A 24,755-nucleotide genomic window follows, 5' to 3' on the forward strand; every position below is an offset into this window, starting at 1 on the left:
GACGCAGGACGCACCCGATGGCGATGGACAAGACATTCAACGCGGCCGAGGCCGAGGCCCGGATCTACAAGGCCTGGGAAGAGGCCGGAGCCTTCAAGGCAGGCGCGAACAAGTCGCGCGACGAAAGCTTTTGCATCATGATCCCGCCGCCGAACGTGACCGGCGCGCTGCATGTGGGCCATGCGTTCAACAACACCCTGCAGGACATTCTGACCCGCTGGCACCGGATGCGCGGGTTCGACACGTTGTGGCAGCCCGGGCAGGACCATGCCGGCATCGCCACGCAGATGCAGGTCGAGAAGATGCTCGCCGCCACGCAACAACCCAGCCGGAACGAACTGGGCCGTGAGAAGTTCCTTGAGAAAGTCTGGGAGTGGAAGGGCGAATACGGCGGCACCATCATCGAGCAGCTGAAACGCCTCGGCTCTTCGTGCGACTGGTCGCGCAACGCCTTCACCATGGCCGGCGCGGCCGGCGACCCGCGCACGGGCCACGAAAACAGCCCCAATTTCCATGACGCGGTCATCAAGGTCTTTGTCGACATGTACGACAAGGGCCTGATCTACCGCGGCAAGCGGCTGGTCAACTGGGACCCGCATTTCGAGACCGCGATCTCGGACCTCGAGGTCGAGAATATCGAGGTCGCCGGCCACATGTGGCACTTCAAGTACCCGCTGGCCGGGGGCGAGACCTATACCTACGTCGAAAAGGACGAGGACGGGAACATCGTGCTCGAGGAAGAGCGCGACTACATCTCGATCGCCACGACCCGCCCCGAGACCATGCTGGGCGACGGCGCGGTTGCGGTGCACCCGTCGGACGAACGCTATGCGCCGATCGTCGGCAAGCTTTGCGAAATCCCGGTGGGCCCTAAAGAGCATCGCCGCCAGATCCCGATCATCACAGACGAATACCCTGACCCGAATTTCGGCTCGGGCGCGGTGAAGATCACCGGCGCGCATGATTTCAACGACTATCAGGTGGCCAAGCGCGGCAAGATCCCGATGTACCGCCTGATGGATACGCGCGGCCACATGCGGGCCGACGGCGCGCCCTATGCGGACGAAGCCGCCAAGGCGCAGGAATATGCCCGCGGCCGCGAATTCACCGAGAACGAAATCGACGCGATCAACCTGGTGCCCGACCATCTGCGCGGCCTGGACCGGTTCGAGGCGCGCGCCAGGGTGGTCGAAGAAATCACCGCCGAAGGTCTGGGCGTGATGACCCGTGCGGACGATCCGCGCCTGGGATCGACCGCGCTGAAACCCGATACCGAAGGCGCCGACGCGCTGGTCCCGCTGGTCGAGAGCAAACCGATCATGCAGCCCTTCGGCGACCGCTCGAAGGTGGTGATCGAGCCGATGCTGACCGACCAGTGGTTCGTCGAGACGTCAAAGATCGTGGGCCCCGCGCTGGACGCGGTGCGCGATGGCCGGGTCAAGATCATCCCGGAATCGGGCGAAAAGACCTATTACCACTGGCTCGAGAACATCGAACCATGGTGCATCAGCCGCCAGCTGTGGTGGGGGCATCAGATTCCGGTCTGGTACGGGCTGGACCTGTCGGCCGAGGATTTCAAGGATGACGAAAACGACGGCGAGTTGGACCTGGTCGAACTGGGTCGGCTGCTGAACCAAGGCGGTATGCTGCACCGGGGCGCGGTCATGGAATGCGCCGCCAGCTTCGAGGACGTCACCGGAAAATTCCTGGATGACAATGCCGACATTCCCAGCCCGCTCAGCCACGCCACGGTGATCGAGGTGGCCGACAAGCACGAGGCGATCCACCGGTTCGCCGAAAGCCTGGCGCAGTACGCCGTTGAACAGGATCCGACCAAGCTGGTTTACCCGGTCTGGCGCGACCCGGATGTGCTGGATACCTGGTTCTCCTCCGGCCTCTGGCCCATCGGCACGCTGGGCTGGCCCGAACAGACCGAGGAGTTGCAGCGCTACTTCCCCACGGACGTTCTGATCACCGGTTTCGACATCCTGTTCTTCTGGGTCGCCCGGATGATGATGATGCAGCTGGCCGTGGTCGATCAGATCCCATTCCACACCGTTTACCTGCACCAGCTCGTCCGCGACGAGAAGGGCAAGAAGATGTCCAAGACCACCGGCAACGTCATCGACCCGCTGGAAATCGTGGACGAGTTCGGCGCCGACGCGCTGCGCTTTACCAACGCGTCGATGGCGGCCATCGGCGGCGTGCTGAAACTGTCGCGCGAGCGCATCACCGGCTATCGCAACTTTGGCACCAAGCTGTGGAACGCCGTCCGCTTTGCCGAGATGAACGAGGTCTTTACCGACGCCGTCCCGCAACTGGACGTGGCCGAGTTGCAGCCCAAGGCCGCCGTAAACCGCTGGATCATCGGCGAAACCGCCCGCGTGCGGGAAGAGGTCGACGCCGCGCTGGAGAGCTACCGCTTCAATGACGCGGCCAATGGGCTTTATGCCTTCGTCTGGGGCAAGGTCTGTGACTGGTACGTGGAATTGTCCAAACCGCTGCTGCAGGGCGACGATGCCGAGGCCCAGGCCGAGACCCGCGCCACCATGCGCTGGGTTCTGGATCAGTGCCTGATCCTGCTACACCCGATCATGCCCTTCATCACCGAAGAGCTGTGGGGCCTGACCGGCACCCGTGCCAAGATGCTGGTGCATGCCGACTGGCCGACCTATGCCGCTGCCGATCTGGTCGATGCCGACGCGGATCGCGAGATGAACTGGGTGATCTCGGTGATCGAGAACACCCGCTCCGCCCGCGCCCAGATGCGCGTTCCGGCGGGCCTGTACGTGCCAATGCTGGTGACCGAGATCGACGCCCACGGCCAAGCCGCCTGGGACCGGAACGAGGCGCTGATCAAGCGGCTGGCCCGGATCGACAGCCTGACCAAAGCCGAGACGCTGCCCAAGGGCACGATCTCGATCGCGGCCCCAGGCGCGTCTTTTGGCCTGCCGCTGGCCGACATCATAGACATCGGCGCCGAGAAGGAACGGCTGGAAAAAGCCAAGGGCAAACTGGCCAAGGAACTGGGCGGTCTGCGCGGGCGTCTCAACAACCCCAAATTCGTGGCCTCGGCCCCGGAAGAGGTGGTGGAAGAGGCCAAGGCCAACCTGGCCGCCCGCGAAGAGGAAGAGGCCCGCATCAACGAGGCGCTGGCCCGACTGGCCGAGATCGCCTGATCCGTCAGCCCCTCGCACACGCTTGACGAAACCCCGCCGCGCACGCCCGGCGGGGTTTTTTGCACCCGGCCCTGTTCACCGGGCCAAACGGTTGCTAGCAATCTCGGGACCAATCCACCGAGGCCCCCATGTCCAGACCCTTTCCGCCGATGCAGACCGTTTCAACCGGGCTGGTCGTGGCCGTAGTCGGCTTTTTCAGTTCCTTTCCGATTGTCCTGCAGGGGCTGGACGCCATGGGCGCTTCGGGGCCGCAGGCGGCATCGGGGCTGATGATGGCCGCCCTTGCCATGGGGCTGGCTGCGATCGTGCTCAGCCTGTGGTACCGCCAACCGATCAGCGTGGCCTGGTCCACGCCCGGTGCGGCGCTGCTGGCGGTTTCGGCCGCGCCGGCCGCGGGTTTCTCAGATGCCATCGGCGCGTTCCTGTTTGCGGGTGCGCTGACCGTGCTGGCCGGAATGTGGCGCCCGCTGGGACGGTTGGCGGCGGCGATTCCCACCACGCTGGCGCAGGCGATGCTGGGCGGAGTGCTGCTGCCGCTGTGCATCGTCCCGTTTCAGGCTGCGGTCGAGATCCCCTGGCAGGCCCTGCCGGTGATCCTGACCTGGTTCATCGCCGGACGTGTGCGCAGACTGCTGGCCGTTCCCGCCGCCGTGCTGGCCGCCGCGCTGGTCGTCATTCTGTTCTCTGGCGGCCCGTCGGTCCGCCCCGACCACCTGCTGGCCGCGCCGGTCTGGACCACGCCAACATTCTCGGTGGCGTCGATGATCGGCATCGGGGTGCCGCTGTTCGTGGTCACGATGGCCACGCAGAACATCCCGGGCATCGCGGTCATGCGCAGCTTTGGCTATGCCCCGGTCGCAGGGCGGCTATTCTCGGCCGTGGGCGGGGCCAGCATCCTGTCGGCCCCCTTCGGCGCGCCGGCGACCTGCCTCGCGGCCATCACCGCCGCCATGTGCGCGAACGAGGACAGCCACCCCAACCGGGATCAGCGCTATTGGTCGGCGGTCATGGCCGGGGTGTTCTATTGCCTGTTCGGGGTATTCGCCGTGGCCATCACCGGGTTTGCCGCCCATGCCGATCCGATGCTGATGGGCACGTTGACCGGCGTCGCACTGATCGGGGTCATGGCCAATGCCACCTTCGCCGCGCTCGAGGTTCCGGCTGAGCGTGAAGCCGCGATCCTGACCTTTGCCATCACCGCCTCGGGCATCACCGTGTTCGGCCTGGGCGCGGCGGTCTGGGGTCTGCTGGCAGGCGGCATCGCCTATGGGGTGACGACGCGCCTGCGGGGTTGAATCCGATCTGGCTGCGGCCCGCGAGTTTACTTGAACTCGGGCTTGCGGCCCTGCATCTGGGCCATCACCACTTCCATCTGGTCGGGTTTGCCGATCAGCTCGACCTGTTCGGCGGATTCGGCCAGCAGAACTTCGGCGCGCGACTTGGTTTCGGCCACCTCGATCAGGCGTTTCGCGGCGCGGATGGCCGAGGGGCTCTTGCCCGCAATATCCTCGGCCAGCGCGATGGCTTCGGTCAGCGGATCATCCGACAGGCTGGTGACCAACCCCCAATCGGCGGCCTGGGCGGCACCGATGGGCCGCGCGGTATAGGTCAGCATGCGCAGCACGTCAGACCGTACCAGTTTCGGCAACAGGACCATGCCGCCCATGTCGGGGATGATGCCCCATTTCATCTCCATCACGGCCAGCTTGGCATCGGGATGGGCGATCCGGATATCGGCCCCGAGCGCGATCTGCAGACCACCGCCATAAGCCACGCCCTGAATGGCGCAGATCACCGGCACCGGCACGCGGCGCCAGATCAGCGCCAGTTCCTGCATCTCATTCGCGTCGTCATGGCTGCGGGTCATCAACCACTCGGTCGGGTCCTTGTGCGCCATGGTCGCAAAACTGGCCATGTCGAGCCCCGCGCAGAAGCTTTTGCCCTCGCCCGACAGGACCACGGCCCGGGCGTCCGAGGCGGCGACCTCTTGCCCCGCCGCCAGGATCGCCTTGACCATCGCATCGTCCAGCGCGTTCATCTTGTCGCCGCGGGTCAGGGTGACATGGGCGATGTGGTTCCTGTATTCGACTGATACGCGCGCCATCTGGGCCTCCGGGTTTGATGTTCCGGGCAAACAATGCCCCGAAACCCGCAGCCGACGCCAGCCCGACGTGAGGGCAGATCAGTGCGGACGCCCCGGCCCCATGCAAGGCTTGCCCCGGCCATGCCCTTGGGATTATCTGCGCCCATGACCGGACCCAGATACACCCCGCTTGCCCAATCCCTGCCTGCAACCGTGCCCTTTGTCGGCCCCGAGACGCAGGAGCGCCAACGCGGTGCGCCCTTCGTGGCCCGGCTGGGCGCGAACGAGAGCGTGTTCGGCCCCTCGCCCCGCGCGATCGAGGCGATGCGGCAGGCCGCTGACGGCATCTGGATGTATGGCGACCCCGAGAACCACGATCTGCGCCATGCACTGGCCGATCATCACGGGATCGGCCCCGACAACATCGTGGTCGGCGAAGGCATCGACGGGCTGCTGGGCTATCTGGTGCGCCTGATGGTCGGTCCGGGCGATGCGGTCGTGACCTCGGACGGGGCCTATCCCACCTTCAACTACCACGTCACGGGCTATGGCGGGGCGATCCACAAGGTGCCTTATGCCAACGATCACGAGGACCCGGCCGCCCTGTTCGCCAAGGCGGCCGAGGTCGGGGCCAAGCTGGTCTATCTGGCCAACCCGGACAACCCGATGGGCAGCTGGCATCGCGGCGCCGACATCGTCGCGGCGCTGGACGCCCTGCCGGACGGCTGTCTGCTGGTCCTGGACGAGGCTTACGTGGAATGCGCGCCTGAAGGCACTGCCGCGCCGGTCGCGGCGGATGATCCACGCGTAATCCGGATGCGCACCTTTTCCAAGGTCTACGGCATGGCCGGCGCGCGGGTCGGCTATGCGATCGGAGCGCCCGGGTTGATCTCGGCCTTCAACAAGGTGCGCAACCATTTCGGCATGAACCGCATGGCGCAGGCCGGGGCGCTGGCCGCCCTGCACGATCAGGACTGGCTGACGCAGGTTCAGACACAGATCGCCTCGGCCCGCGACCGGATCGTCGCGATTGCGCGTGACAACGGGTTGGCCCCGCTGCCCTCGGCCACCAATTTCGTGGCGATCGACTGCGGGCGCGACGGAGCATTTGCCAAGGCGGTGCTGGATGCGCTGGTGGCGCAGGGGATCTTCGTGCGGATGCCATTTGCAGCCCCGCAGAACCGCTGCATCCGCGTCAGTTGCGGCACCGAAGCCGACCTGAACGCCTTTGCCGCCGCCCTGCCGCAGGCGCTGGCGGCCGCGCGCACCGCCTAGCCCGCCAGAACCCCCGCCGCTGCCTCGAGCGCGCCGGACCCGCGTGGGATCTCCAACGCGGCCATGGCGGTTTCGATGCCGCCCAGCAGACCCATGACCATGTGCCCGTTCAGATGGCCCATGTGGCCCACCCGGAAACATGACTCCTCGTCCGCCATGCCCAGCCCGATGCCAAGGGTCAAGCCCAGGTGCCGCTCGGTATAGCTGCGCAGGGGCGTGCCGCGACCCTCGGTCAGGCGCAGGGCGGTGACGGCATGGCTGCGATGCGCGCGATCGCCGACGTTCAGGTGCAGCGCCCCTCCCTCGGCCCAGACCTCGCAGGCGGCCCAGACGGCCTGTGCCAGCTGCGCATGGCGGGCCCAGACCTGCTCAATCCTCTCGGCATGGATCAGATCAAGGGCGGCGCGCAGGCCGTACAGGTGGTGCGTCGGCGCGGTGCCGCCGAAATATTGATAGAACCAGTCGGGCTCTGATCGCGGCTGCCAGTCCCAATAGCCCGAAACGCGCGGCATCGCGGCCCGTTTGGCCTTGGCCCGGTCGTTGAAGAACACGAAGGACATGCCCGCCGGGGTCATCAGCCCCTTTTGGCAGGCGGTGACCATGACATCGACGCCCCAGTCATCCATCTCGAACCGATCGCAGCCCAGCGAGGCGATGCAATCCGCCATCAGCAATGCCGGGTGGTTCAGATCGTCCAGCAACGCCCGCAGCGCCGGAATGTCGTTGCGGATCGAGCTGGACGTGTCCACGTGCACCGCAAGAACCGCCTTGATCCGGTGGTCGGCATCAGCCCGCAGGGCCTGCGCGATCCGGTCCATATCCCACGGGTCGGAGGGGCCGAAATCGATCAACTCGACCTTGACGCCCAGACGCTCGGCCATTTCCGCCCAGCCATGGGTGAACCGCCCCGAAGCCGGAGCCAGCACGGTTTCCCCCGGCGCCAGAACGTTGGACAGCGCCGCCTCCCACGCGCCGTGGCCGTTGGCGATGTAGATCGCCACCTCGTGCCGGGTACGAGCCACGCGGCGCAGGTCGGCCGTCAGGTCGGGCATCATCTCGACCAGTTCACCGGCATAGATATTGGGCGACGGGCGGTGCATCGCCTGCAGCACCGCGTCCGGAATCACGGAAGGGCCCGGAATGGCCAGATAATTTCGCCCTTGGGCGAAGGAAACTTTGTCTGTCATGTGGATCAACCTGCCTGTAATGGCGCCCACCCTAGCGCCCGGCCCGGCAAGGTCAATCCATCAGGGCGGCCGCCTCCCGCGCAAGGGCTTCGATCCCCGCCCAGTCGCCCTGCGCCACCATCTGTTTCGGCGCGACCCAGCTGCCTCCCGCGCAGATCACGTTGGGCAGGGACAGGTAGTCGCGCGCGTTGGAGGGCGACACGCCGCCCGTCGGGCAGAAGGTGATCTGCGGCAGCGGCGCGCCGATCGCCTTGAGCGCTGGCGCCCCGCCCGAGGCTTCGGCCGGGAAGAATTTCAGCATGTCATAGCCCTGCTCGAGCAGGCGCATCGCCTCGGTCGCGGTGGCCGCGCCGGGCAGCAGCGGCAGGCCCTCGGCCTCGCAGGCGGCGATCAGGGCATCGGTGGCCCCGGGCGACACGCCGAACTGCGCGCCCGCCTCTTTTGCGGCGCGGACATCGTCGGGCGTGACCAGCGTGCCGGCCCCCACGACCCCGCCGGGCACCTGCGCCATGGCGCGGATCGCGTCCAGCGCCGCCGGCGTGCGCAAGGTCACTTCGAGCGCGGGCAGGCCACCGGCCACCAGTGCCTCGGCCAGCGGGCGGGCATGGGCGGCGTCATCGACGACCAGAACCGGGACGATGGGCGCCAATGCGCAGATCTCGCGGGTGCGTTGGGTTTTTGCAGACATAGGTTCAGGCTCCGAAAATGCTGGCACCGGCATCGGCCGAGCCGACGGCGTTGCGGAACGTGGTGAACAGGTCGCGGCCGACCCCGTATTGATGCGCCGAAAGATCGGCGGTAGCGACGGGGCGGTCCAGCACGCCGGGGGTCAGGATTTCAAGCTGGCCCTGAACCGCATCGACGCGCAGCAGGTCGCCATCGCGCAGCTTGGCGATCGGGCCACCATCCAGCGCCTCGGGGCAGACATGGATCGCCGCGGGAACCTTGCCCGAGGCCCCCGACATGCGGCCATCGGTCACCAGCGCCACCTTTTGGCCGCGCCCCTGCAGGATCGACAGGATCGGGGTCAGCGAGTGCAGTTCGGGCATGCCATTGGCCTTGGGGCCCTGAAAACGGACCACGACGATGACATCGTCGGTGAACTCGCCCGCCTTGAACGCGGCCTTGACCTCGTCTTGGTCATGGAAGACGCGCACCGGGGCCTCGACCACCTGGTGTTCGGGGGCCACGGCCGAGACCTTCATCACGCCGGTGCCCAGATTTCCGCTCAGGCGCGACAGGCCGCCGGTGGGCTGGAACGGGTCATTGGCCGGGCGCAGGATCTTTTCGTTCAGGCTGTGGCCTGCGCCGTCCTCCCAGACCAGCGCGCCATCGATCAGCTTGGGTTCCTGGGTGTAATGATGCAGCCCCTGTCCCGCCACGGTCAGCGTGTCGGGATGCAGCAGGCCTTCGTCCAGCAGCGTGCCGATGGTGTAGCCCAGTCCTCCCGCCGCATGGAAATGGTTCACGTCGGCCAGACCGTTGGGATAGACCCGCGCGACCAGGGGCACGACGCCCGAGATGTCCGAGAAATCCTGCCAGTCCAGCACGATGCCCCCGGCACGGGCCATGGCGATCAGGTGGATCAGCAGGTTGGTCGACCCGCCCGTGGCCATCAGCCCCACGATACCGTTCACGAAAGCCCGTTCGTCGAGGATCTGGCACACCGGCGTGTAATTGTTGCCCAGCGCACTGAGCGACAGGGCGCGGCGGGCGCCTTCCTCGGTCAACGCATCGCGCAGCGGCGTGTTGGGGTTGACGAAGCTGGAGCCCGGCAGGTGCAGGCCCATGAACTCCATCAACATCTGGTTGGTGTTGGCGGTGCCGTAGAATGTGCAGGTGCCCGGCCCATGATAGGCGGCCATCTCGGCGGCCATCAGCTCTTCGCGCGTGGCTTCGCCGGCGGCGAATTTCTGGCGCACCTTGGCCTTTTCGTCGTTGGGCAGGCCGCTGGTCATCGGGCCGGCGGGCAGAAACACCGCCGGCAGGTGGCCAAAGCTCTGCGCTGCGATCACCAGCCCCGGCACGATCTTGTCACAGACCCCCAGGAACACTGCCGCGTCAAAGGTATTGTGGCTGAGCGCCACCGCCGCCGCCAGCGCGATCACGTCGCGCGAGAACAGCGACAGCTCCATCCCGGCCTCGCCTTGCGTGACCCCGTCGCACATGGCCGGAACCCCACCCGCGACCTGCGCGGTGCCGCCTGCGGCACGGGCCGCGCGACGGATCAGTTCGGGATAGCGCTCGAACGGCTGGTGCGCCGACAGCATGTCGTTATAGGCGGTGACGATGCCCAGATTGCCCACGCTGGTCGTGGCCATCGTCTGCTGATCGGCCCCTGCCCCGGCATAGGCATGGGCCTGTCCGCTGCACGACAGATGCGCGCGCGCCGGCCCTTCGGACCGGGCCTGCTCCATCCGCTGCAGATAGGTGCGGCGGGGATCGGCGCTGCGCTCGATTATCCTTTGGGTGACATCGGTGATGACGTTGTGAACCATCTCAACCTCCGATCTGGCGCCAGCGGCGCCCGTCGCGATGCATCAGCATCAATGCGTCTTCCGGGCCGGAACTGCCCTGATCATAGCGCGAGGGGCGGTCGCCGCGCTCTTCCCAGCCCTTGATAATGGGATCGACCCAGGCCCACGCGGCCTCGACCTCGTCGCCGCGCATGAACAGGGTCTGGTCGCCGCGGATCACGTCCATCACCAGCCGTTCATAAGCGTCCTGCGCGCGCACATCGGCACCCAGCGCCTCGGCAAAGCTCATGTCCAGCGCCACGTCCGTCAGGCGGAAGCCGCCCGGACCGGGATCCTTGATCGTGGTGCGCAGGGTGATGCCCTCGTCAGGCTGCAGGCGGATCACCAGAACGTTGCCGTGCAGCGGGCCGACATTGGGAAAGATCGTGTGCGGCGGGTCGCGGAAAAACACCGCGATTTCGGATTCCCGCGCGCGCAGACGCTTGCCCGTGCGCAGATAGAACGGAACCCCCGACCAACGCCAGTTGCCCACGCGCACCTTCAGCGCGATGTAGCTTTCGGTCAGGCTGTCGGGGTTGCCCACATGATCGACATAGCCGTCGCCGCCCTTATCCGCCCGGTACTGGCCGCGGGCGATGTCGGTCGGGGCGACAGGTTCCAGTGCCTCGATCACCTTGACCTTTTCACTGCGCACCGCGTTGGGCGAGAAGGTCGAGGGCGGCTCCATCGCAGTCAGGCACAAAAGTTGCACCAGGTGGTTCTGCACCATGTCCCGCATCGCGCCGGACTGGTCGTAATAGGCACCACGCCCTTCGACCCCGACGGTTTCGGCAACGGTGATCTGGACATGATCCACATGGGTCGCGTTCCACAGCGGTTCGAACAGCGAGTTGGCAAAGCGCAGCGCCATCAGGTTCTGCACCGTTTCCTTGCCCAGGTAATGGTCGATCCGATAGATCTGATGTTCTTCGAAACAGGCGCGCAGACCTTCGTTCAGCGCCTTGGCCGAGGCCAGATCATGGCCAAAGGGTTTCTCGACCACGATGCGGCTGTCGGGCGTGGCAAGCCCGTGATCATGCAGGCGCTCTGCGATGCCGGGAAACAGTTTCGGACCGACCGACAGATAAAAGGCGCGCACCACGTCGGGGCGCAGCGATTTGGCCAGCTTGTCCCACCCGTTTTCACCCAGCGCATCCACGGGCACGTATTCGACCCGGGCCAGAAACCGGTCCAGCACGTCCTTTTTGAAGGACGGAGCGAATTCCTTCATCGACTTGCGCACCTGCGCGCGGAACCCGTCATCGTCCATATCCGATCGCGCGGTCCCGATGATGCGCGCATCTTCGGGCATCTGCCCCACTTCGAAGCGATGGCAGAGGCCCGGCAGGATCTTGCGCTGGGCCAGATCTCCGGTCGCGCCGAACAGGACCAGGTCGAACGGATCTACCGGGATTACGCGTGAAACCATGGCTGGCTCCCTTCTTCGGACAATCCGGCGCGGTCTGCAGCCAGACACCCTGTTACCGCTAACATTCGTAGCTTGGATAGAAAGACCAAGCCCAAAAAGCAAGCCCGGATTTCGGAATCGGGCCTTTTTTCGCGGTCATCATGGCCTCAGCCGTTGTCGCGCAGATACTCCATGATCGCCGGACGCACCGATTGTTCGCCCCGATGGCGGGCGTCGGCGATGATCTTGCGGACATCCTGCAGGTTTGACCGCAGCAGCAGGCTTTTGACCGGGCCGATCGAGGCCGGGCGCATCGACAGGGTGCGGATGCCCATCGCCGCCAGGCACAGCGCCTCGATCGGGCGGCCGGCATCCTCGCCGCAGAAACTCAGCGGCGTGTCGGAAATTCCGCACCGTTCGACGATGCGCTCGATCAGGCTGAGGAAGCTGACATTCAAGGTGTCATAGCGGCGACGCACCAGCTCGTTTTCACGGTCGGCGGCGAAGAAGAACTGTTTCAGGTCGTTGCCGCCTATCGAGATGAAATCGACCTCGTCAAAGAACTTCTGGGGGGCGAAGGCCAATGACGGTGTTTCCAGCATCGCCCCAACTTCCAGCGTTTCCGGCAGGACATGACCCAGGCGCTTTTCGCGCTCCAGCGTCTTGTTCACTTCCCAACGGGCCTCACGGTATTCGTCGGCCTGGGCGACAAACGGGAACATAACCGTCAGAGGACGGCCATCCGCCGCGCGCAACAGGGCCTGCAGCTGCATCCGCATCACGCCGCGCTTGTCCAGACCCACACGAATGGCACGCCAACCCAGCGCCGGGTTGGGCTCGGCGACATGCTTCATGTAGGGCAGCACCTTGTCCGACCCGATATCCAGCGTACGGAAAACCACGCGCTTGCCATCGGCCGAATCCAGAACGCGTTTGTACTGCGCCACCAGTTCAGACCGTTTAGGCATCTGGTTGCGGATCAGGAACTGCAATTCGGTGCGGAACAGGCCCACGCCCTCGGCCCCGGATGTCTTGAGGGACGGCAGGTCGGCCATCAGGCCGGCATTCATCACCAGATTGATCCGCTCGCCATCCTTTGTCACGGTCGGGGTTTCGCGGATCGAGGCATAGCGTTTCTGCGCCTCGGCCTGCATGGCCATCTTGTCGCGGAAGGCGCTGACGACGGTATCCTCGGGGCGCAGATGCACGACGCCCTCATCCCCGTCGACCAGAATATGGTCGCCGTTCAGCGCCTCGGTCGTAATCCGTCCGACATGCACCACCAGCGGGATGGCCAGAGCGCGGGCGACGATGGTGGCATGACTGCCGACCGAGCCCTCCTCGAGCACGACACCTTTCAGCGAACGGCCGTATTCCAACAGATCGCCCGGTCCGATATTGCGCGCCACCAGGATCGGATCGGGCGGCAGCTCTTTACCGTTCGACCCGCCCTGCCCGGTCAGGATGCGCAGCAGACGGTTGGACAAATCGTCCAGATCCGCCAGACGCTCGCGCAGATAAGGGTCGGTGACCTGGCTCATCCGGGCGCGGGCCTGCGACTGTTCTTTTTCAACCGCCGCCTCGGCGCTGAGACCGCGGGCGATATCCTCCTCCATCCGCCGCATCCAGCCCTTGGAATTGGCGAACATCCGATAGGCCTCGAGAACCTGCAGCTGTTCGGTGTCACCGCCCCGCGAGATTTCAAGCATCTTGTCGACACCCACGCGCAGCTCTTCGACTGCTTCGTTCAGTCGCTCCAGCTCGCGATGTGGATCGTCAGCGATCGGGTTGGTGACGACGACACGCGGCTCGTGCAGCCAGACATGCCCCTCGGCCGAGCCCTCTTGTGCCGGGCCACCGCGCAGCAAAATGGATTGCTGATGCAGTGGTGAAAGGGCGGCACCTTCGCCCACAAACGCACCCAATTCGGCCATTTCCGCAAGGACCATTGCCACGACTTCAAGCGCATAGACCTCATCCGCGGAAAACTCGCGTTGAGCGCGGGACTGGACCACAAGAACCCCAAGCTTCTGCCCCAGCCGCTGAATGGGCACGCCCAGGAACGACGAAAAACGCTCCTCGCCTGTTTCCGGCATGTACCGGAAACCTTTCTCGGAGGGCGCATCGGCGGCGTTGACGACCTTGCCGAACTTGGCCACCCGGCCAACGAGACCTTCCCCCAGACGCATGCGGGTCTGGTGTACGGCCTCGGGGGCAAGACCTTCGGTGGCACACAGCTCCAGGGTTTCGTCGTCGCGGAACAGATAGATCGAGCACACCTCGCACCGCATGCTGTCGGCGATCAGGTGAGTGATCCGGTCAAGACGCTCCTGACCGGCAGCCTCGCTTGCCATCTCCTCGCGCAGCCGCCCCAGCAGCTTGCGGGATTCTGTTTCCATTCCGTCTGCCATCGCCCGATCTACTCTGCGGTGTCAGGCGGGACCTTGGCCGAGATGCTCAGGCCGCCTTTTCCAGTTCAAAGGCATCATGCAGCGCCTGAACGGCAAGTTCCATGTATTTCCGGTCGACGAGGACGGAAATTTTGATCTCGGAGGTTGTAATGACCTTGATGTTGATCCCCTCATCCGAGAGTACCTTGAACATCTTGGCCGCCACGCCCGACTGCGAGCGCATGCCGATGCCCACCACCGAAACCTTGGCCACATCGGTGTCGGCGACCAGCTCGGCATAGTTCAACTCGCCACGCTCTTTAACTGCCAACAGCGCCTTTTCGGCGCGCGCCACCTGGTTGGTGGGGCAGGAAAAGGTCATGTCCGTGCGCCCCTCGTCCGAGATGTTCTGCACGATCATGTCGACGTTGATCCCCTCATCGCTGAGCGCGTTGAAGATGATCGCGGCGATGCCGGGGCGGTCGGCGACCGACACGACGGTCATCTTGGCCTCGTCCCGCGAATAGGCCACACCCGAGACTACATTGGATTCCATGATTTCCTCCTCGTCGACGACCAGGGTTCCGGCCTCGTCGGACTGTTCCTCAAAGCTTGAGAGAACACGCAGTTTCACCTTGTACCGCATCGCCAGCTCGACCGAGCGGGTCTGCAGCACCTTGGCCCCCAACGAGGCCAGTTCGAGCATTTCCTCGAACGAGATCTTGTCCAGTTTGCGCGCCTTCTCGCAGATGCGCGGATCGGTGGTATAGACGCCGTCCACATCGGTGTAGATGTCGCAGCGCTCGGCGCCGAAGGCGGCGGCGAAGGCAACGGCGGTGGTGTCCGAACCGCCCCGGCCCAACGTGGTGATCCGTCCTTCGGGGCTGATACCCTGAAAGCCCGCCACCACGGCGACCTTCATGCCTTCGCCGAACTTCTGGTTGATGTTGTCGGTCGGAATATCCAGGATCCGCGCCGCCGAATGGGCGCCGTCGGTCAGCAGCGGCACCTGCCAGCCCTGCCAACTGCGGGCGGGGATGTCCATTTCCTGCAGCGTCAGCGCCATCAGGCCGGCGGTGACATTCTCGCCCGAGGATACCACGGCATCATATTCGCGCGCGTCATACAGCGGCGAGATCTCGTCGACCCAGCCCACCAGCTCGTTGGTCTTGCCCGACATGGCCGACACGATGACGATGACGTCATAGCCCTTGGCCACTTCGACGCCGATGCGCTTGGCCGCGCGACGGATGCGGTCCAGGTTGGCGACGGATGTGCCGCCGAATTTCATCACGAGTACGGGCATGGGGGCAAATGTCTCCGCGCCTTGGATTTCCGGTCCCGAGCGTCTTATGCGAGGCAACACGCAAGAGCAAGGGCACATAGAACGGCAGGACGCTGCAGCGCAACGCTTTACAAGGACCGGCAGCAATGTCAGCGTATCGTCAAGGATTTAAACCATGAGGAATACCATGCTGCGTTTTGTTTTCGCCTGTGCACTGATGTCCGGCCCGGCTCTGGCCCAGGTGGCTTCACTGTCCGGAACGGACGGCCAGAACGCGTTGGGAACGGTCCCCTGCGCCGCGTTGGCGGGTCAGCCATTGAAAAATTGCCCTGCCGAGTTGCGGCGCAAGGATGATGGCACTGCAACCCTGGCGGTTCAGTTGGATACTGGGGAAGTACGCCGCATCTATTTCACCGATGGAAAGCCGGATTCCAGCAGTTCGACGTCGAAGATCACTTCGGAAACGCGGGGCGAAATTCTGGTGATCTTCATCGATCCCGGTGAAGTCTACGAGATCCCCAAGGCAGCGCTGGCCGCTCAGTAAGGATGCGCCTCTCCGTCCCAGGTTTCAAAGCAACCGGTGGAATCCAAACTCAGCGCATCGAAACGCTCGGTCAACCCGGCAACGGCCTGTGACACGGTGATGTCGGCGGCCTGGCCGCCCATGTCCGTCTGCACCCATCCGGGGTGATAGATGCCGACGGCGATGCCATCGTCCTTGAGATCCACCGCCAGGTTGCGCCCAAGGTTCAGCACAGCCGCCTTGGAGGCCCGATAGACATAGCTGCCCCCGGGCGCCCGCGTGTGCGAGGCCATCTGCGACGAGATGATCGCGATCTTGCCGCGCGCCGCACGCAGATTGGGCAGCAGGGCCTGAATGGTCAGAAACACCCCGGTGACGTTGGCCGCAAAGGTCTGGTCCCACATCTCGGCCGGGTAGCCGTCGATTGTCTGGCCTTTGTCCAAGTAGACACCAGCGTTGCAGATCAACAGATCTACGGGCTGGCCATCCAACTTGCGCGCCATCTGCGCCTGTTGCGCCGGGTCGGTAACGTCCAGACGAATATCGGCGGAATCGTCCCGCGCGGTGCCGGTGACAGTATCGCCTCGGCCACGATAGCGTTCAGCAAGAGCACGCCCAATGCCGCGATTGGCGCCGGTGATAACAAGATGCACGGTTCAGTTCGTCTTTCGGCTTGGAATGAACGGCAGAGGGGCCACCGGAACCCCATCTTCGATCAGGGCCTTGGCCTCTTCCGGCTTGGCCTCGCCATAGATTGCACGCTCCGGGGCCTCGCCCAGATGTATCTTGCGGGCCTCCCGCGCAAATTCGCGGCCGACATAATCGGAATTCGCCTCGACCTTGGCGCGCAGGGCGTTCAGAACACGCTCTATCTCGGCCTTGGTCGGTTGGCGCTGGGCTTCGGGTCGATCACTGTTCTCCGCGCGCGGCATTGCAGCAGACGAGCGCGCAGACTGGACCCGCGGCGTCATGATCGCCTTTTCGACCTGGGTGCTGCCGCAAGTCGCGCAAGAGACCATTCCAGCCTTGGACAGCTTGTCGTAAGCGTCCGCAGACTGGAACCAACTGTCAAACGCGTGACCATTGCAGCATTTCAGTGAATATTGAATCATCTGTCGCCCAAAATGTCGGTGGGCCAATAGATACTGACAGACATGGCAATATCAAGTCTTTACAGAGGCGGTTCAATGAGGATTGAGTGCATTTGACCGCAACAGCCCGGAAAGCCCGCCGATCGAAACCGCTTGTGCTGCTTTTTCCGGCAGCATCCATCTACGCCGCCGCTCGGCAACTTCGGGGAACCGATCCGCCGTCTTGGCAACAAGCAACGGGTAGACATCAACGACGCATGTCACCCGCCCCAGATCCCGGTGGTGTTTGTCGAATGAGAACTGCCCGATACTGCGCGTCTCACAGCGGCCTGTCACACCGGCTTCTTCCCAGGCTTCCTGCGCTGCGGTCTCAGACCCGCTAAGGCCGTCGATCATGCGGCCTTTTGGGATGATCCACCGTCCCGACCCCCGGGTCGTGATCAACAATATCTCAGGCACCCCGCGCCGAAGCCGGTAGCATAGAGCCGCAGACTGCGGCAGAACCGGAAATGTCCCGGTTTCGGACAGAATGTCTGGTGACAGCCCTGCGCTTTTCACGCTGCCCCGCCTCTTGTTTTGTTCTTCTTGCCTGTTTTCGGCCACTTATCTTGCGGGCCGATTAGTTGCAGGATACCACATCCTGCGGTTCTGTCCAATTTTGAAACTGTGTGTCAGGCCAACATGCGACGTTGCAGACGCTGCACAAGCTCGTCATGCGGAATATCGGCATCGATCGCCAGACGCCGCAGGCCGAAATGCACACGGGCAATCTGCTGATAGTACCGAGCGTAGAGGTAGTTCGCGCCGCCTCCGGCCAAGGCCCCCAATACCGGAACGGTCTGTGCCGCCAGTTTCTGCCCCAAAACGACCGACAACCTCGGAGCGACGGCAGCAATGATCTTTTGCAGAGCGGGGCCCGTCACGGTCAGTCGGACCGAAAAGAACCCCATGTCTGCGCCGTCATCATGCGCCAAGGGACCTGCCGCCGACAAAACACGGATGCAATCGAACTGCACGTTCCTTGCCGAGGGGTCAAAACCTTCACGCGATGCGGCACCCTGTATTGAGCGCAACAACATGGCCGTGGTCGCCGGAAGCTCGATCAACGCCGTCGTCAGGCCGCCAGCCCCACCCGCGGCGCCCATCGTGGTCGATATGGCGGTGTTGACCCACGGCTTCTGGTCGGGAACTGCGCGGCGCGATCCGTCAGCGGCACGAACTGCAAGCCACAAGGCCTGCTCGGTTGCACCGGTAAGCCCATCGCGCACCGAACCGGGCAGCTGTTCCAGCAGCGACTCGGCCGATCCACCCAGACGATTGAGCAACCGGATACCGCTGCCGCCCGCGCTGCGGTAGTGGCTTGCCAACCGGTCCAACTCAGCGTCGGGGTCGATTTCTCCGACGAGAACGACGTCATTCATTCGGTGTCCTCCTGACCCTGAAACATTGGCATTTCACAACGCCGTTTCAATAGATCAGCGCGTCCAGCGGGTCACCGAACCACTCACTCCGTGCCATGCGCCGGTGGTCAAATCCAGCCCGAGAACCCGATCCGGGTTGGTTGGCGGGGGCATCTCAACACCCTCGAGCCGGGCAAATCCAAAGCGTGAATAATAGGGCGCGTCACCGACCAGCATGACCCGGTCCCACCCTTTGGCCCGCCCGGCTTCGATACCTTCGTGGATCAGAAAACCACCCAACCCTTCGCCCTGGTGGGTCGGGTGGACGGCAACGGGCCCCAGCAAAAGCGCGTCGTGTGCGCCAACATGAACTGGCCAGAATCGGATGGCCCCAGCCAAAATGCCCTGCCCGTCGCGGACCACCATCGACAGCCCTGACACGGGCGGAACATCGTTGCGCAAGCGGTAGGACGACAGCGCCTCGCGCCCCGGTGCAAAACACAGGTCGTAGAGGGCTTCGACTTCCCACCAATCCTCCGGCTCTTCCGGCCTGATCCCGAACTGCTGCACCGCGGCCCTCTTTTCGACTCTGGCAATCGCCCTAGCACTTCGCTAGGCCTTGAGCAAACGCTTGGAGATCAGATGTTCTATCGCCCCGAAGACGGTCACCGTTTGCCGCACAACCCGTTCAACGCCATCATCACGCCGCGCCCGATCGGATGGATCTCGACCCGCGGCGCGGACGGAATCAACAATCTGGCGCCCTACTCTTTCTTCAACGGGGTCGCCTATACGCCGCCGCAGGTGATGTTTGCCTCCACCGGCACGAAACACGACCAGGACCGTGGAAAGGACAGCATCGCCAATATCGAGGCGACCGGCGTCTTTTGCGTCAACGTGGTGGCCCACGCCCATCAGGACGCGATGAACGCAAGCTCGGCCAGCCTTCCGAAAGAGGTGGACGAGTTCGCCCACGCCGGCCTAACACCTGTGGAATGCGAAACCATCCCATGCGCCCGCATCGAGGGCGCCCCTGCCGCGCTGGAATGCAAACTGACCCAGATCGTCACGCTGCCCGGCGAAGCCAACCGGGTGGTGTTCGGAGAGGTCGTCGGCGTGCACCTGCGCGATGACTGCCTGAAGGACGGCAAGTTCGACGTCACCACCTTTCAACCTTTGTCGCGGCTTGGGTATCGCGACTACTCGGTCGTGACGGAGTTGTTTTCCCTCAATCGTCCAGACGATTGAGCTGGTTTTGGGGGGCTCTGCCCCCGCCGCGCTATGCGCGACTCCCCAGGGATATTTTTCGGCCAGATGAAGGGGCTCGCGCGGTCTTCATCTGGCTGTAAATTTCCCGGAGCGCGAGGCAGAGCCTCGCATTGCCTCAGTGGCCGCCCAGAATGCCGGTTCGAACAGAATAGTCGACCGCAAGGCCGTAATCAGGGTCATCGTCGCTGTCGACCATCAGGTGACCTGCTTTCTTGAGCAGCTTGTGGCAGTCCCGGCTGAGATGGCGCAGCATGACGCGCTTGCCTGCCGCCTCGTATTTCGCGGCGACGTTCTCGATCGCCTGCAGGGCCGATTGGTCGACCACACGGCTGTCGGCGAAGTCCACGATCACCGTTTCCGGGTCGTTTTGGACATCGAATAGTTCGACAAATCCCTCGGACGAGCCGAAAAACAGCGGCCCCTTGATCTCGTAGACCTTGGCGCCTTTCTCGGTTTCCGAGTCGCGGGTGACCGCGTGGATGCGCTTGGCGTTGTTCCAGGCATAGGCCAGCGCCGAAACGATCACGCCGACCACGACGGCCACGGCGAGGTCTTCCATCACGGTGACGACGGTGACCAGAACGATGACGAAGGCATCCGTCAGCGGCACCTTGCGCAGGATGTTGAACGAGTTCCAAGCGAACGTGCCGATCACCACCATGAACATCACGCCAACCAGCGCGGCCAGCGGGATTTGTTCGATCAGGGGTGAGCCGACAAGGATGAACACCAGCAGGAACAGCGCGGCAGCGATCCCCGCGATGCGCGTACGGCCGCCGGATTTCACGTTGATCATCGACTGCCCGATCATCGCACAGCCGCCCATGCCGCCAAAGAACCCGGTCACGACGTTGGCGGTGCCCTGCGCGATGCATTCCTGCGACGCACCACCGCGCTTGCCGGTGATCTCGCCCACCAGGTTCAGCGTAAGCAGAGATTCGATCAGGCCGATGGCGGCCAGGATGACGGCGTAGGGCAGAATGATCTCAAACGTCTCCCAGGTCAGCGGAACCATGGGGATGTGGAATTTCGGCAGGCCGCCCTCGATCGAGGCCAGGTCTCCGACGCGCGGGACATCCAGCCCCATGCCGATCACCAGCGCAGCCACCACGACGATGCCCGCCAGCGGCGCTGGCACAATGCGCGTGATGCGCGGCATCACCCAGATCACCGCCATGGTCAGCGCGACCAGCCCCAGCATCGTATAGAGTTGCATCCCGGACAGCCATTCACCACCGCTCATGCCGTGGCCGGTGTTTTCCATGGTGCCCGGCACCTTGAACTGGCCCAGTTGCGCCAGAAAGATCACGATCGCCAGGCCGTTGACAAAGCCCAGCATCACCGGATGCGGCACCAGGCGGATGAACCGGCCCCAATGCATGGCCCCCGCGATAATCTGCAGGATGCCCATCAAAACCACTGTGGCGAACAGGTATTCGACCCCGTGCTGCGCCACCAGCGCCACCATGACGACCGCCAGCGCACCGGTTGCGCCCGAGATCATACCCGGACGACCCCCGATCAGCGCGGTGATCAGCCCCACGAGGAACGCCGCATACAGGCCTACCAGCGGGTGAACCCCGGCGACGAAAGCAAAGGCCACCGCTTCGGGCACCAGGGCCAGGGCGACGGTCAGGCCCGACAAAAGCTCGATCCGCAGGCGGGCGGGGGTCAGCTTTTCGTCCGGCATCCAGCTCAGATCGGGAATGGCGAGGCGATTGGCAAAGCTTGCCAGCAAGGCTCGGGGCATGAATTGGTCCTGTGGGTCAGAATGTTCGCGCGAAGGCGGTCGTATACCCGCCTTCGGCGCTGTCTGCTAGCCCATCGATGGCAGGCTGTCATGCAAAAACTGCAAGGCGACGCCCCTTGTGGCGCCTGTGCGGCGCAATAACACCGGCAAGCCTTGCCAAATGCCCGACAAGCCCGCAGATATTCCCTCAGGCAGGTATCGCAGCGGAGAACGAACGTGGCCCAGACAAAAATTGCCGTCATCGGCGGATCGGGAATTTATGACATCGACGGGCTGGAAACGCCGCAATGGGTTACCGTGGAAACGCCTTGGGGCGCGCCGTCCGACCAGATCCTGACCGGGACACTGGACGGCATCGAGATGGCCTTTCTGCCCCGCCACGGGCGCGGGCATGTGCATTCGCCGACCGAGGTGCCCTATCGTGCCAATATCGACGCGCTGAAACGGCTGGGGGTGACCGATGTGATCTCGGTTTCGGCCTGCGGCTCCTTTCGCGAACACATGGCGCCGGGCGATTTCGTGGTCGTCGATCAGTTCATCGACCGCACCTTCGCCCGCGAGAAAAGCTTTTTCGGCACCGGCTGCGTCGCCCATGTCAGCGTGGCCCATCCGACCTGCCCGCGCGTGGGCGATGCCTGTGAATCCGCCGCCCGGGCGGCCGGCATCACCGTGCACCGTGGCGGCACCTATCTGGCGATGGAAGGGCCGCAATTCTCGACGCTGGCGGAATCGAAGATGTACCGCGAGCAGTGGGGCTGCGACGTGATCGGCATGACCAACATGCCCGAGGCCAAACTGGCCCGCGAGGCCGAGCTTTGCTATGCCTCGGTGGCGATGGTCACCGACTATGACAGCTGGCACCCCGATCACGGCGAAGTGGACGTGACCGCGATCATCGCGACGCTGACCGGCAACGCCGAGAAGGCGCGCGCCTTGGTCAAAGGCCTGCCCGCCATGCTGGGAGCGGACCGCGCGCCCTGCCCGCATGGCTGCGACCGGGCATTGGACCACGCGATTTTGACGGCCCCGGAAAAGCGCGACCCGCAAGTGCTGGCCAAGCTTGATGCGGTGGCGGGCCGGGTATTGTAGGCGGCCTTGACGGCCACGTGTTTTTTTGAGGCTTGCTGCGGCGGATCTGACGGAGGTGTGTAATGGATTTTGAACTTTGGCTGGCCTTTGTCGCCGCCTCGACCGCCCTTCTGCTGATCCCGGGCCCGACGGTTCTGCTGGTGCTCAGCTATGCGCTGTCCAAAGGGCGCAGCGTGGCCGTGGCCTCGGCCACGGGGGTTGCGCTGGGGGACCTGATCGCCATGACCGCCTCGTTGCTGGGGCTTGGGGCGCTGGTGCTGGCGTCGGCCACGCTGTTTTCGGTGCTGAAGTGGGTGGGCGCCGCCTATCTGGTCTGGCTGGGCATCAAGCTGCTGCGCAGTGCGCCGTCCGGCGCGATGCAGGCGGTGGCCACCGGGCGCGACGTTACCGCCCGCGGCGTGTTCGGTCATGCGGCCGCCGTCACTGCGTTGAACCCGAAGTCCATCGCCTTCTTCATCGCCTTCGTGCCGCAATTCCTGCGCCCGGCCGAGCCGTTGGGCCCGCAGTTCGCCATATTGATCGCCACTTTCGTTGGGTTGGCCGGGCTGAACGCGCTGGCCTATGCGCTGCTGGCCGATCGGCTGCGCCGCGTAATCGGCCGCCCCGGCATCATCACCGGCATGACCCGTTTCGGAGGGTTGACCCTGATCGGTATGGGCGTGGCCACGGCGGTACTGCGTCGCCCGGCCTGAAAGCAGTCAGGTCCCGGCGTTCTCGGCCATGAATGCGCGAATGAACTTGCGGATCTCGCGCGCAGCCGAGGTGTCGAGATCGCGGCACAGCGCAACAAATGCGTCGCGTTCGTCCTTGTCCAGGCGCAGAACCAGCTGGCTGTTCTTTTTGGTGGATCCCTTGAGGTCGGCCTTGGCCACGGCTGTCATCCTTGTTCTGGGCCTGCATCAGCGCGTGGCACCTTGTATAGACAAAGCGCATCGCTTGTCGATACCCGCAGCCCCCCAAGGGCAGGTGGTCCGGGCGCATCTGTTCCGCAGCAAATACGCGCAGGAAGGCAGCCGTGGCTTGCATGACTGGCCGTGATACGCCAAACACCGCCGTGTTTTGACGCAAGAAGGGTTGCCCTATGTCCAGAAACAATACGGTCAAGGACTACATTCGGACCATCGTCGATTTTCCCCACGAAGGGATCATGTTCCGCGACGTGACGACCCTGTTTGCGGATCCCCGCGGGTTTCGCATGGCCATCGACCAGATGCTGCACCCCTATGCCGGCGAGCGCATCGACAAGGTCGTTGGGCTCGAGGCGCGCGGGTTCATCCTGGGCGGCGCGATCGCTCACCAGCTGAGCGTGGGCTTCGTTCCGATCCGCAAGAAGGGCAAGCTGCCGGGCACCACGATCAGCGAGGAATACAAGCTGGAATACGGCGAGGCCATCGTCGAGATCCACGATGACGCGATCCAGCCCGGTGAAAAGGTTCTGGTCGTCGATGACCTGCTGGCCACCGGCGGCACTGCCGCGGCAGGTATCAGGCTGATCGAACGTCTGGGCGGCGAGATCGTCAGCTGCGCCTTCATCATCGACCTGCCCGAGCTGGGTGGCCGCAAGGTGCTGGAGGAGATGGGCATGGACGTCCATGTCTTGTGCGAATTCGAAGGGCTGTGAACAAACATCGGTCACGATTTCGTGACTTGCCGCTGAAAACGCCGCGCGCTTAGCGCGGCGTCGTTCGTTTTCCAGTCGGTTTTTTGCACCTGACGCCTGATCTCCTTTCGGCATGTCGCCGTATAGCCAGTGATGTCGCCGATGACATCCTCAACAAGGGAAGTAGATCATGTTTCGCAAATTCGCTGTTGCCGGTGTCGCCAGTATCCTGTTTTCGACCGCTGCCATGGCCGACGGCCACGGCAAGGACATTGTGGACACCGCTGTCGGAGCCGGCAGCTTCAACACTCTGGTCGCAGCCGTGCAGGCCGCCGAGTTGGTTGACACGCTGAAGGGCGAAGGCCCATTCACCGTGTTCGCGCCCACGGATGAAGCCTTTGCCGCGCTGCCCGAAGGCACCGTGGAAACGCTGCTGAAGCCCGAGAACAAGGATCAGCTTGTGGCAATCCTCACCTATCACGTGGTTCCGGGCAAGGTGATGTCGGGTGATCTGTCCGACGACATGACCGCCGCCACCGTCCAGGGTGGAGAGATCACGATCGACCTCGACAACGGTGTCATGGTCAATGACGCAAATGTCGTTCAGGCAGATATCGAAACCAGCAATGGCGTGATCCACGTCATCGACAAGGTTATCCTGCCGGCGTCGTAAACGACGCGTAGCTGCGGCCCGGAGCGTCCGGGCCGCA

Annotated in this window: 23 protein-coding genes; 9 read left to right on the plus strand and 14 right to left on the minus strand. The window is 64.2% G+C overall.

Annotated features, from left to right (window positions below; genetic code table 11):
• Positions 1–17: 17 nt before the first annotated feature.
• Both ACR0MM_RS06445 and ACR0MM_RS06450 read left to right on the plus strand, forming a co-directional pair.
• Positions 18–3,179, plus strand: coding sequence for a valine--tRNA ligase (locus tag ACR0MM_RS06445; protein WP_480695076.1), 3,162 nt, complete (start codon positions 18–20; stop codon positions 3,177–3,179).
• Between the two features lie 128 nt (positions 3,180–3,307).
• The gene (locus tag ACR0MM_RS06450) at positions 3,308–4,474 is read left to right on the plus strand and encodes a benzoate/H(+) symporter BenE family transporter (RefSeq protein WP_480695078.1); all 1,167 of its coding nucleotides are present in this window, start codon (positions 3,308–3,310) and stop codon (positions 4,472–4,474) included.
• 26 nt (positions 4,475–4,500) lie between these two features.
• Here ACR0MM_RS06450 and ACR0MM_RS06455 read toward each other — a convergent pair whose 3' ends face one another.
• On the minus strand, positions 4,501–5,283 hold the full coding sequence (locus tag ACR0MM_RS06455; RefSeq protein ID WP_480695080.1) for a crotonase/enoyl-CoA hydratase family protein: 783 nt from the start codon (positions 5,281–5,283) through the stop codon (positions 4,501–4,503).
• Positions 5,284–5,427: 144 nt separating this feature from the next.
• Here ACR0MM_RS06455 and ACR0MM_RS06460 point away from each other — a divergent pair, with 144 nt between their 5' ends.
• The gene (locus tag ACR0MM_RS06460; protein ID WP_480695082.1) at positions 5,428–6,537 is read left to right on the plus strand and encodes a pyridoxal phosphate-dependent aminotransferase; all 1,110 of its coding nucleotides are present in this window, start codon (positions 5,428–5,430) and stop codon (positions 6,535–6,537) included.
• Here ACR0MM_RS06460 and ACR0MM_RS06465 read toward each other — a convergent pair.
• The 6 genes from ACR0MM_RS06465 to ACR0MM_RS06490 all read right to left on the minus strand — a co-directional run bounded on the left by ACR0MM_RS06465 (position 6,534) and on the right by ACR0MM_RS06490 (position 15,344).
• On the minus strand, positions 6,534–7,724 hold the full coding sequence (locus ACR0MM_RS06465; protein ID WP_480695084.1) for a pyridoxal-phosphate-dependent aminotransferase family protein: 1,191 nt from the start codon (positions 7,722–7,724) through the stop codon (positions 6,534–6,536). The genes ACR0MM_RS06460 and ACR0MM_RS06465 overlap by 4 nt on opposite strands.
• 52 nt (positions 7,725–7,776) lie before the next feature.
• Entirely contained in the window at positions 7,777–8,412 is a 636-nt protein-coding gene (eda, locus tag ACR0MM_RS06470) for a bifunctional 4-hydroxy-2-oxoglutarate aldolase/2-dehydro-3-deoxy-phosphogluconate aldolase (protein WP_170390628.1), read from the minus strand.
• Positions 8,413–8,416: 4 nt separating this feature from the next.
• Positions 8,417–10,222, minus strand: a complete 1,806-nt coding sequence (gene edd / locus ACR0MM_RS06475) for a phosphogluconate dehydratase (protein WP_480695086.1) — start codon at positions 10,220–10,222, stop codon at positions 8,417–8,419.
• A 1-nt stretch (position 10,223) separates the two neighbouring features.
• Entirely contained in the window at positions 10,224–11,669 is a 1,446-nt protein-coding gene (gene zwf, locus ACR0MM_RS06480; RefSeq protein WP_480695088.1) for a glucose-6-phosphate dehydrogenase, read from the minus strand.
• A gap of 146 nt (positions 11,670–11,815) precedes the next feature.
• Positions 11,816–14,059, minus strand: a complete 2,244-nt coding sequence (gene ptsP / locus ACR0MM_RS06485) for a phosphoenolpyruvate--protein phosphotransferase (RefSeq protein ID WP_093962727.1) — start codon at positions 14,057–14,059, stop codon at positions 11,816–11,818.
• 46 nt (positions 14,060–14,105) lie between these two features.
• A complete protein-coding gene (locus ACR0MM_RS06490; protein ID WP_170372062.1) occupies positions 14,106–15,344 on the minus strand; it encodes an aspartate kinase in 1,239 nt (412 codons plus the stop codon).
• A gap of 166 nt (positions 15,345–15,510) precedes the next feature.
• On the opposite strand from ACR0MM_RS06490, the gene ACR0MM_RS06495 reads away from it, so the two are divergent.
• Positions 15,511–15,867, plus strand: coding sequence for a hypothetical protein (locus ACR0MM_RS06495; RefSeq protein ID WP_170337553.1), 357 nt, complete (start codon positions 15,511–15,513; stop codon positions 15,865–15,867).
• Here ACR0MM_RS06495 and ACR0MM_RS06500 read toward each other — a convergent pair.
• The 5 genes from ACR0MM_RS06500 to ACR0MM_RS06520 all read right to left on the minus strand — a co-directional run bounded on the left by ACR0MM_RS06500 (position 15,861) and on the right by ACR0MM_RS06520 (position 18,907).
• Entirely contained in the window at positions 15,861–16,499 is a 639-nt protein-coding gene (locus tag ACR0MM_RS06500) for an SDR family oxidoreductase (protein WP_480695090.1), read from the minus strand. The genes ACR0MM_RS06495 and ACR0MM_RS06500 overlap by 7 nt on opposite strands.
• A gap of 3 nt (positions 16,500–16,502) precedes the next feature.
• Entirely contained in the window at positions 16,503–16,958 is a 456-nt protein-coding gene (locus ACR0MM_RS06505; RefSeq protein WP_480695092.1) for a DUF1178 family protein, read from the minus strand.
• 72 nt (positions 16,959–17,030) lie between these two features.
• Positions 17,031–17,540 carry an NUDIX hydrolase gene (locus ACR0MM_RS06510; RefSeq protein ID WP_480695094.1) on the minus strand — a complete coding sequence of 170 codons (510 nt, stop codon included), beginning with the start codon at positions 17,538–17,540 and terminating at the stop codon, positions 17,031–17,033.
• Positions 17,541–17,608: 68 nt separating this feature from the next.
• Complete coding sequence (locus ACR0MM_RS06515; RefSeq protein WP_170337952.1) at positions 17,609–18,358, minus strand: EcsC family protein; 750 nt, start codon at positions 18,356–18,358, stop codon at positions 17,609–17,611.
• Between the two features lie 54 nt (positions 18,359–18,412).
• Positions 18,413–18,907, minus strand: a complete 495-nt coding sequence (locus ACR0MM_RS06520; protein ID WP_480695096.1) for a GNAT family N-acetyltransferase — start codon at positions 18,905–18,907, stop codon at positions 18,413–18,415.
• A gap of 72 nt (positions 18,908–18,979) precedes the next feature.
• Between ACR0MM_RS06520 and ACR0MM_RS06525 the strand changes: the two genes are divergently transcribed.
• On the plus strand, positions 18,980–19,585 hold the full coding sequence (locus ACR0MM_RS06525; RefSeq protein WP_480695098.1) for a flavin reductase family protein: 606 nt from the start codon (positions 18,980–18,982) through the stop codon (positions 19,583–19,585).
• Positions 19,586–19,721: 136 nt separating this feature from the next.
• Here the strand turns inward: ACR0MM_RS06525 and ACR0MM_RS06530 are convergent, their stop codons facing one another.
• The gene (locus tag ACR0MM_RS06530) at positions 19,722–21,356 is read right to left on the minus strand and encodes a SulP family inorganic anion transporter (protein WP_480695100.1); all 1,635 of its coding nucleotides are present in this window, start codon (positions 21,354–21,356) and stop codon (positions 19,722–19,724) included.
• Between the two features lie 216 nt (positions 21,357–21,572).
• On the opposite strand from ACR0MM_RS06530, the gene ACR0MM_RS06535 reads away from it, so the two are divergent.
• Entirely contained in the window at positions 21,573–22,445 is an 873-nt protein-coding gene (locus tag ACR0MM_RS06535) for an S-methyl-5'-thioadenosine phosphorylase (protein ID WP_480695102.1), read from the plus strand.
• A gap of 62 nt (positions 22,446–22,507) precedes the next feature.
• Positions 22,508–23,137: a LysE family translocator gene (locus ACR0MM_RS06540; protein ID WP_480695104.1), complete on the plus strand. Its 630-nt coding sequence runs from the start codon at positions 22,508–22,510 to the stop codon at positions 23,135–23,137.
• Between the two features lie 6 nt (positions 23,138–23,143).
• On the opposite strand, the gene ACR0MM_RS06545 is transcribed toward ACR0MM_RS06540, so the two are convergent.
• The gene (locus ACR0MM_RS06545) at positions 23,144–23,317 is read right to left on the minus strand and encodes a hypothetical protein (RefSeq protein ID WP_222457049.1); all 174 of its coding nucleotides are present in this window, start codon (positions 23,315–23,317) and stop codon (positions 23,144–23,146) included.
• 209 nt (positions 23,318–23,526) lie between these two features.
• On the opposite strand from ACR0MM_RS06545, the gene ACR0MM_RS06550 reads away from it, so the two are divergent.
• Positions 23,527–24,066, plus strand: coding sequence for an adenine phosphoribosyltransferase (locus ACR0MM_RS06550; protein WP_480695106.1), 540 nt, complete (start codon positions 23,527–23,529; stop codon positions 24,064–24,066).
• Between the two features lie 169 nt (positions 24,067–24,235).
• Entirely contained in the window at positions 24,236–24,718 is a 483-nt protein-coding gene (locus ACR0MM_RS06555; protein ID WP_170337939.1) for a fasciclin domain-containing protein, read from the plus strand.
• Positions 24,719–24,755: the final 37 nt, after the last annotated feature.

Source organism: Ruegeria sp. BC6 (assembly GCF_056539185.1).

Excerpts from the sequence above, each read along its gene's own strand:
- ACR0MM_RS06445 (WP_480695076.1), top strand. The coding sequence starts at position 18 with ATGGCGATGGACAAGACATTCAACGCGGCCGAGGCCGAGGCCCGGATC.
- ACR0MM_RS06450 (WP_480695078.1), top strand. The coding sequence starts at position 3,308 with ATGTCCAGACCCTTTCCGCCGATGCAGACCGTTTCAACCGGGCTGGTC.
- ACR0MM_RS06455 (WP_480695080.1), bottom strand. The coding sequence starts at position 5,283 with ATGGCGCGCGTATCAGTCGAATACAGGAACCACATCGCCCATGTCACC.
- ACR0MM_RS06460 (WP_480695082.1), top strand. The coding sequence starts at position 5,428 with ATGACCGGACCCAGATACACCCCGCTTGCCCAATCCCTGCCTGCAACC.
- ACR0MM_RS06465 (WP_480695084.1), bottom strand. The coding sequence starts at position 7,724 with ATGACAGACAAAGTTTCCTTCGCCCAAGGGCGAAATTATCTGGCCATT.
- eda (WP_170390628.1), bottom strand. The coding sequence starts at position 8,412 with ATGTCTGCAAAAACCCAACGCACCCGCGAGATCTGCGCATTGGCGCCC.
- edd (WP_480695086.1), bottom strand. The coding sequence starts at position 10,222 with ATGGTTCACAACGTCATCACCGATGTCACCCAAAGGATAATCGAGCGC.
- zwf (WP_480695088.1), bottom strand. The coding sequence starts at position 11,669 with ATGGTTTCACGCGTAATCCCGGTAGATCCGTTCGACCTGGTCCTGTTC.
- ptsP (WP_093962727.1), bottom strand. The coding sequence starts at position 14,059 with ATGGCAGACGGAATGGAAACAGAATCCCGCAAGCTGCTGGGGCGGCTG.
- ACR0MM_RS06490 (WP_170372062.1), bottom strand. The coding sequence starts at position 15,344 with ATGCCCGTACTCGTGATGAAATTCGGCGGCACATCCGTCGCCAACCTG.
- ACR0MM_RS06495 (WP_170337553.1), top strand. The coding sequence starts at position 15,511 with ATGCTGCGTTTTGTTTTCGCCTGTGCACTGATGTCCGGCCCGGCTCTG.
- ACR0MM_RS06505 (WP_480695092.1), bottom strand. The coding sequence starts at position 16,958 with ATGATTCAATATTCACTGAAATGCTGCAATGGTCACGCGTTTGACAGT.
- ACR0MM_RS06515 (WP_170337952.1), bottom strand. The coding sequence starts at position 18,358 with ATGAATGACGTCGTTCTCGTCGGAGAAATCGACCCCGACGCTGAGTTG.
- ACR0MM_RS06525 (WP_480695098.1), top strand. The coding sequence starts at position 18,980 with ATGTTCTATCGCCCCGAAGACGGTCACCGTTTGCCGCACAACCCGTTC.
- ACR0MM_RS06530 (WP_480695100.1), bottom strand. The coding sequence starts at position 21,356 with ATGCCCCGAGCCTTGCTGGCAAGCTTTGCCAATCGCCTCGCCATTCCC.
- ACR0MM_RS06540 (WP_480695104.1), top strand. The coding sequence starts at position 22,508 with ATGGATTTTGAACTTTGGCTGGCCTTTGTCGCCGCCTCGACCGCCCTT.
- ACR0MM_RS06550 (WP_480695106.1), top strand. The coding sequence starts at position 23,527 with ATGTCCAGAAACAATACGGTCAAGGACTACATTCGGACCATCGTCGAT.
- ACR0MM_RS06555 (WP_170337939.1), top strand. The coding sequence starts at position 24,236 with ATGTTTCGCAAATTCGCTGTTGCCGGTGTCGCCAGTATCCTGTTTTCG.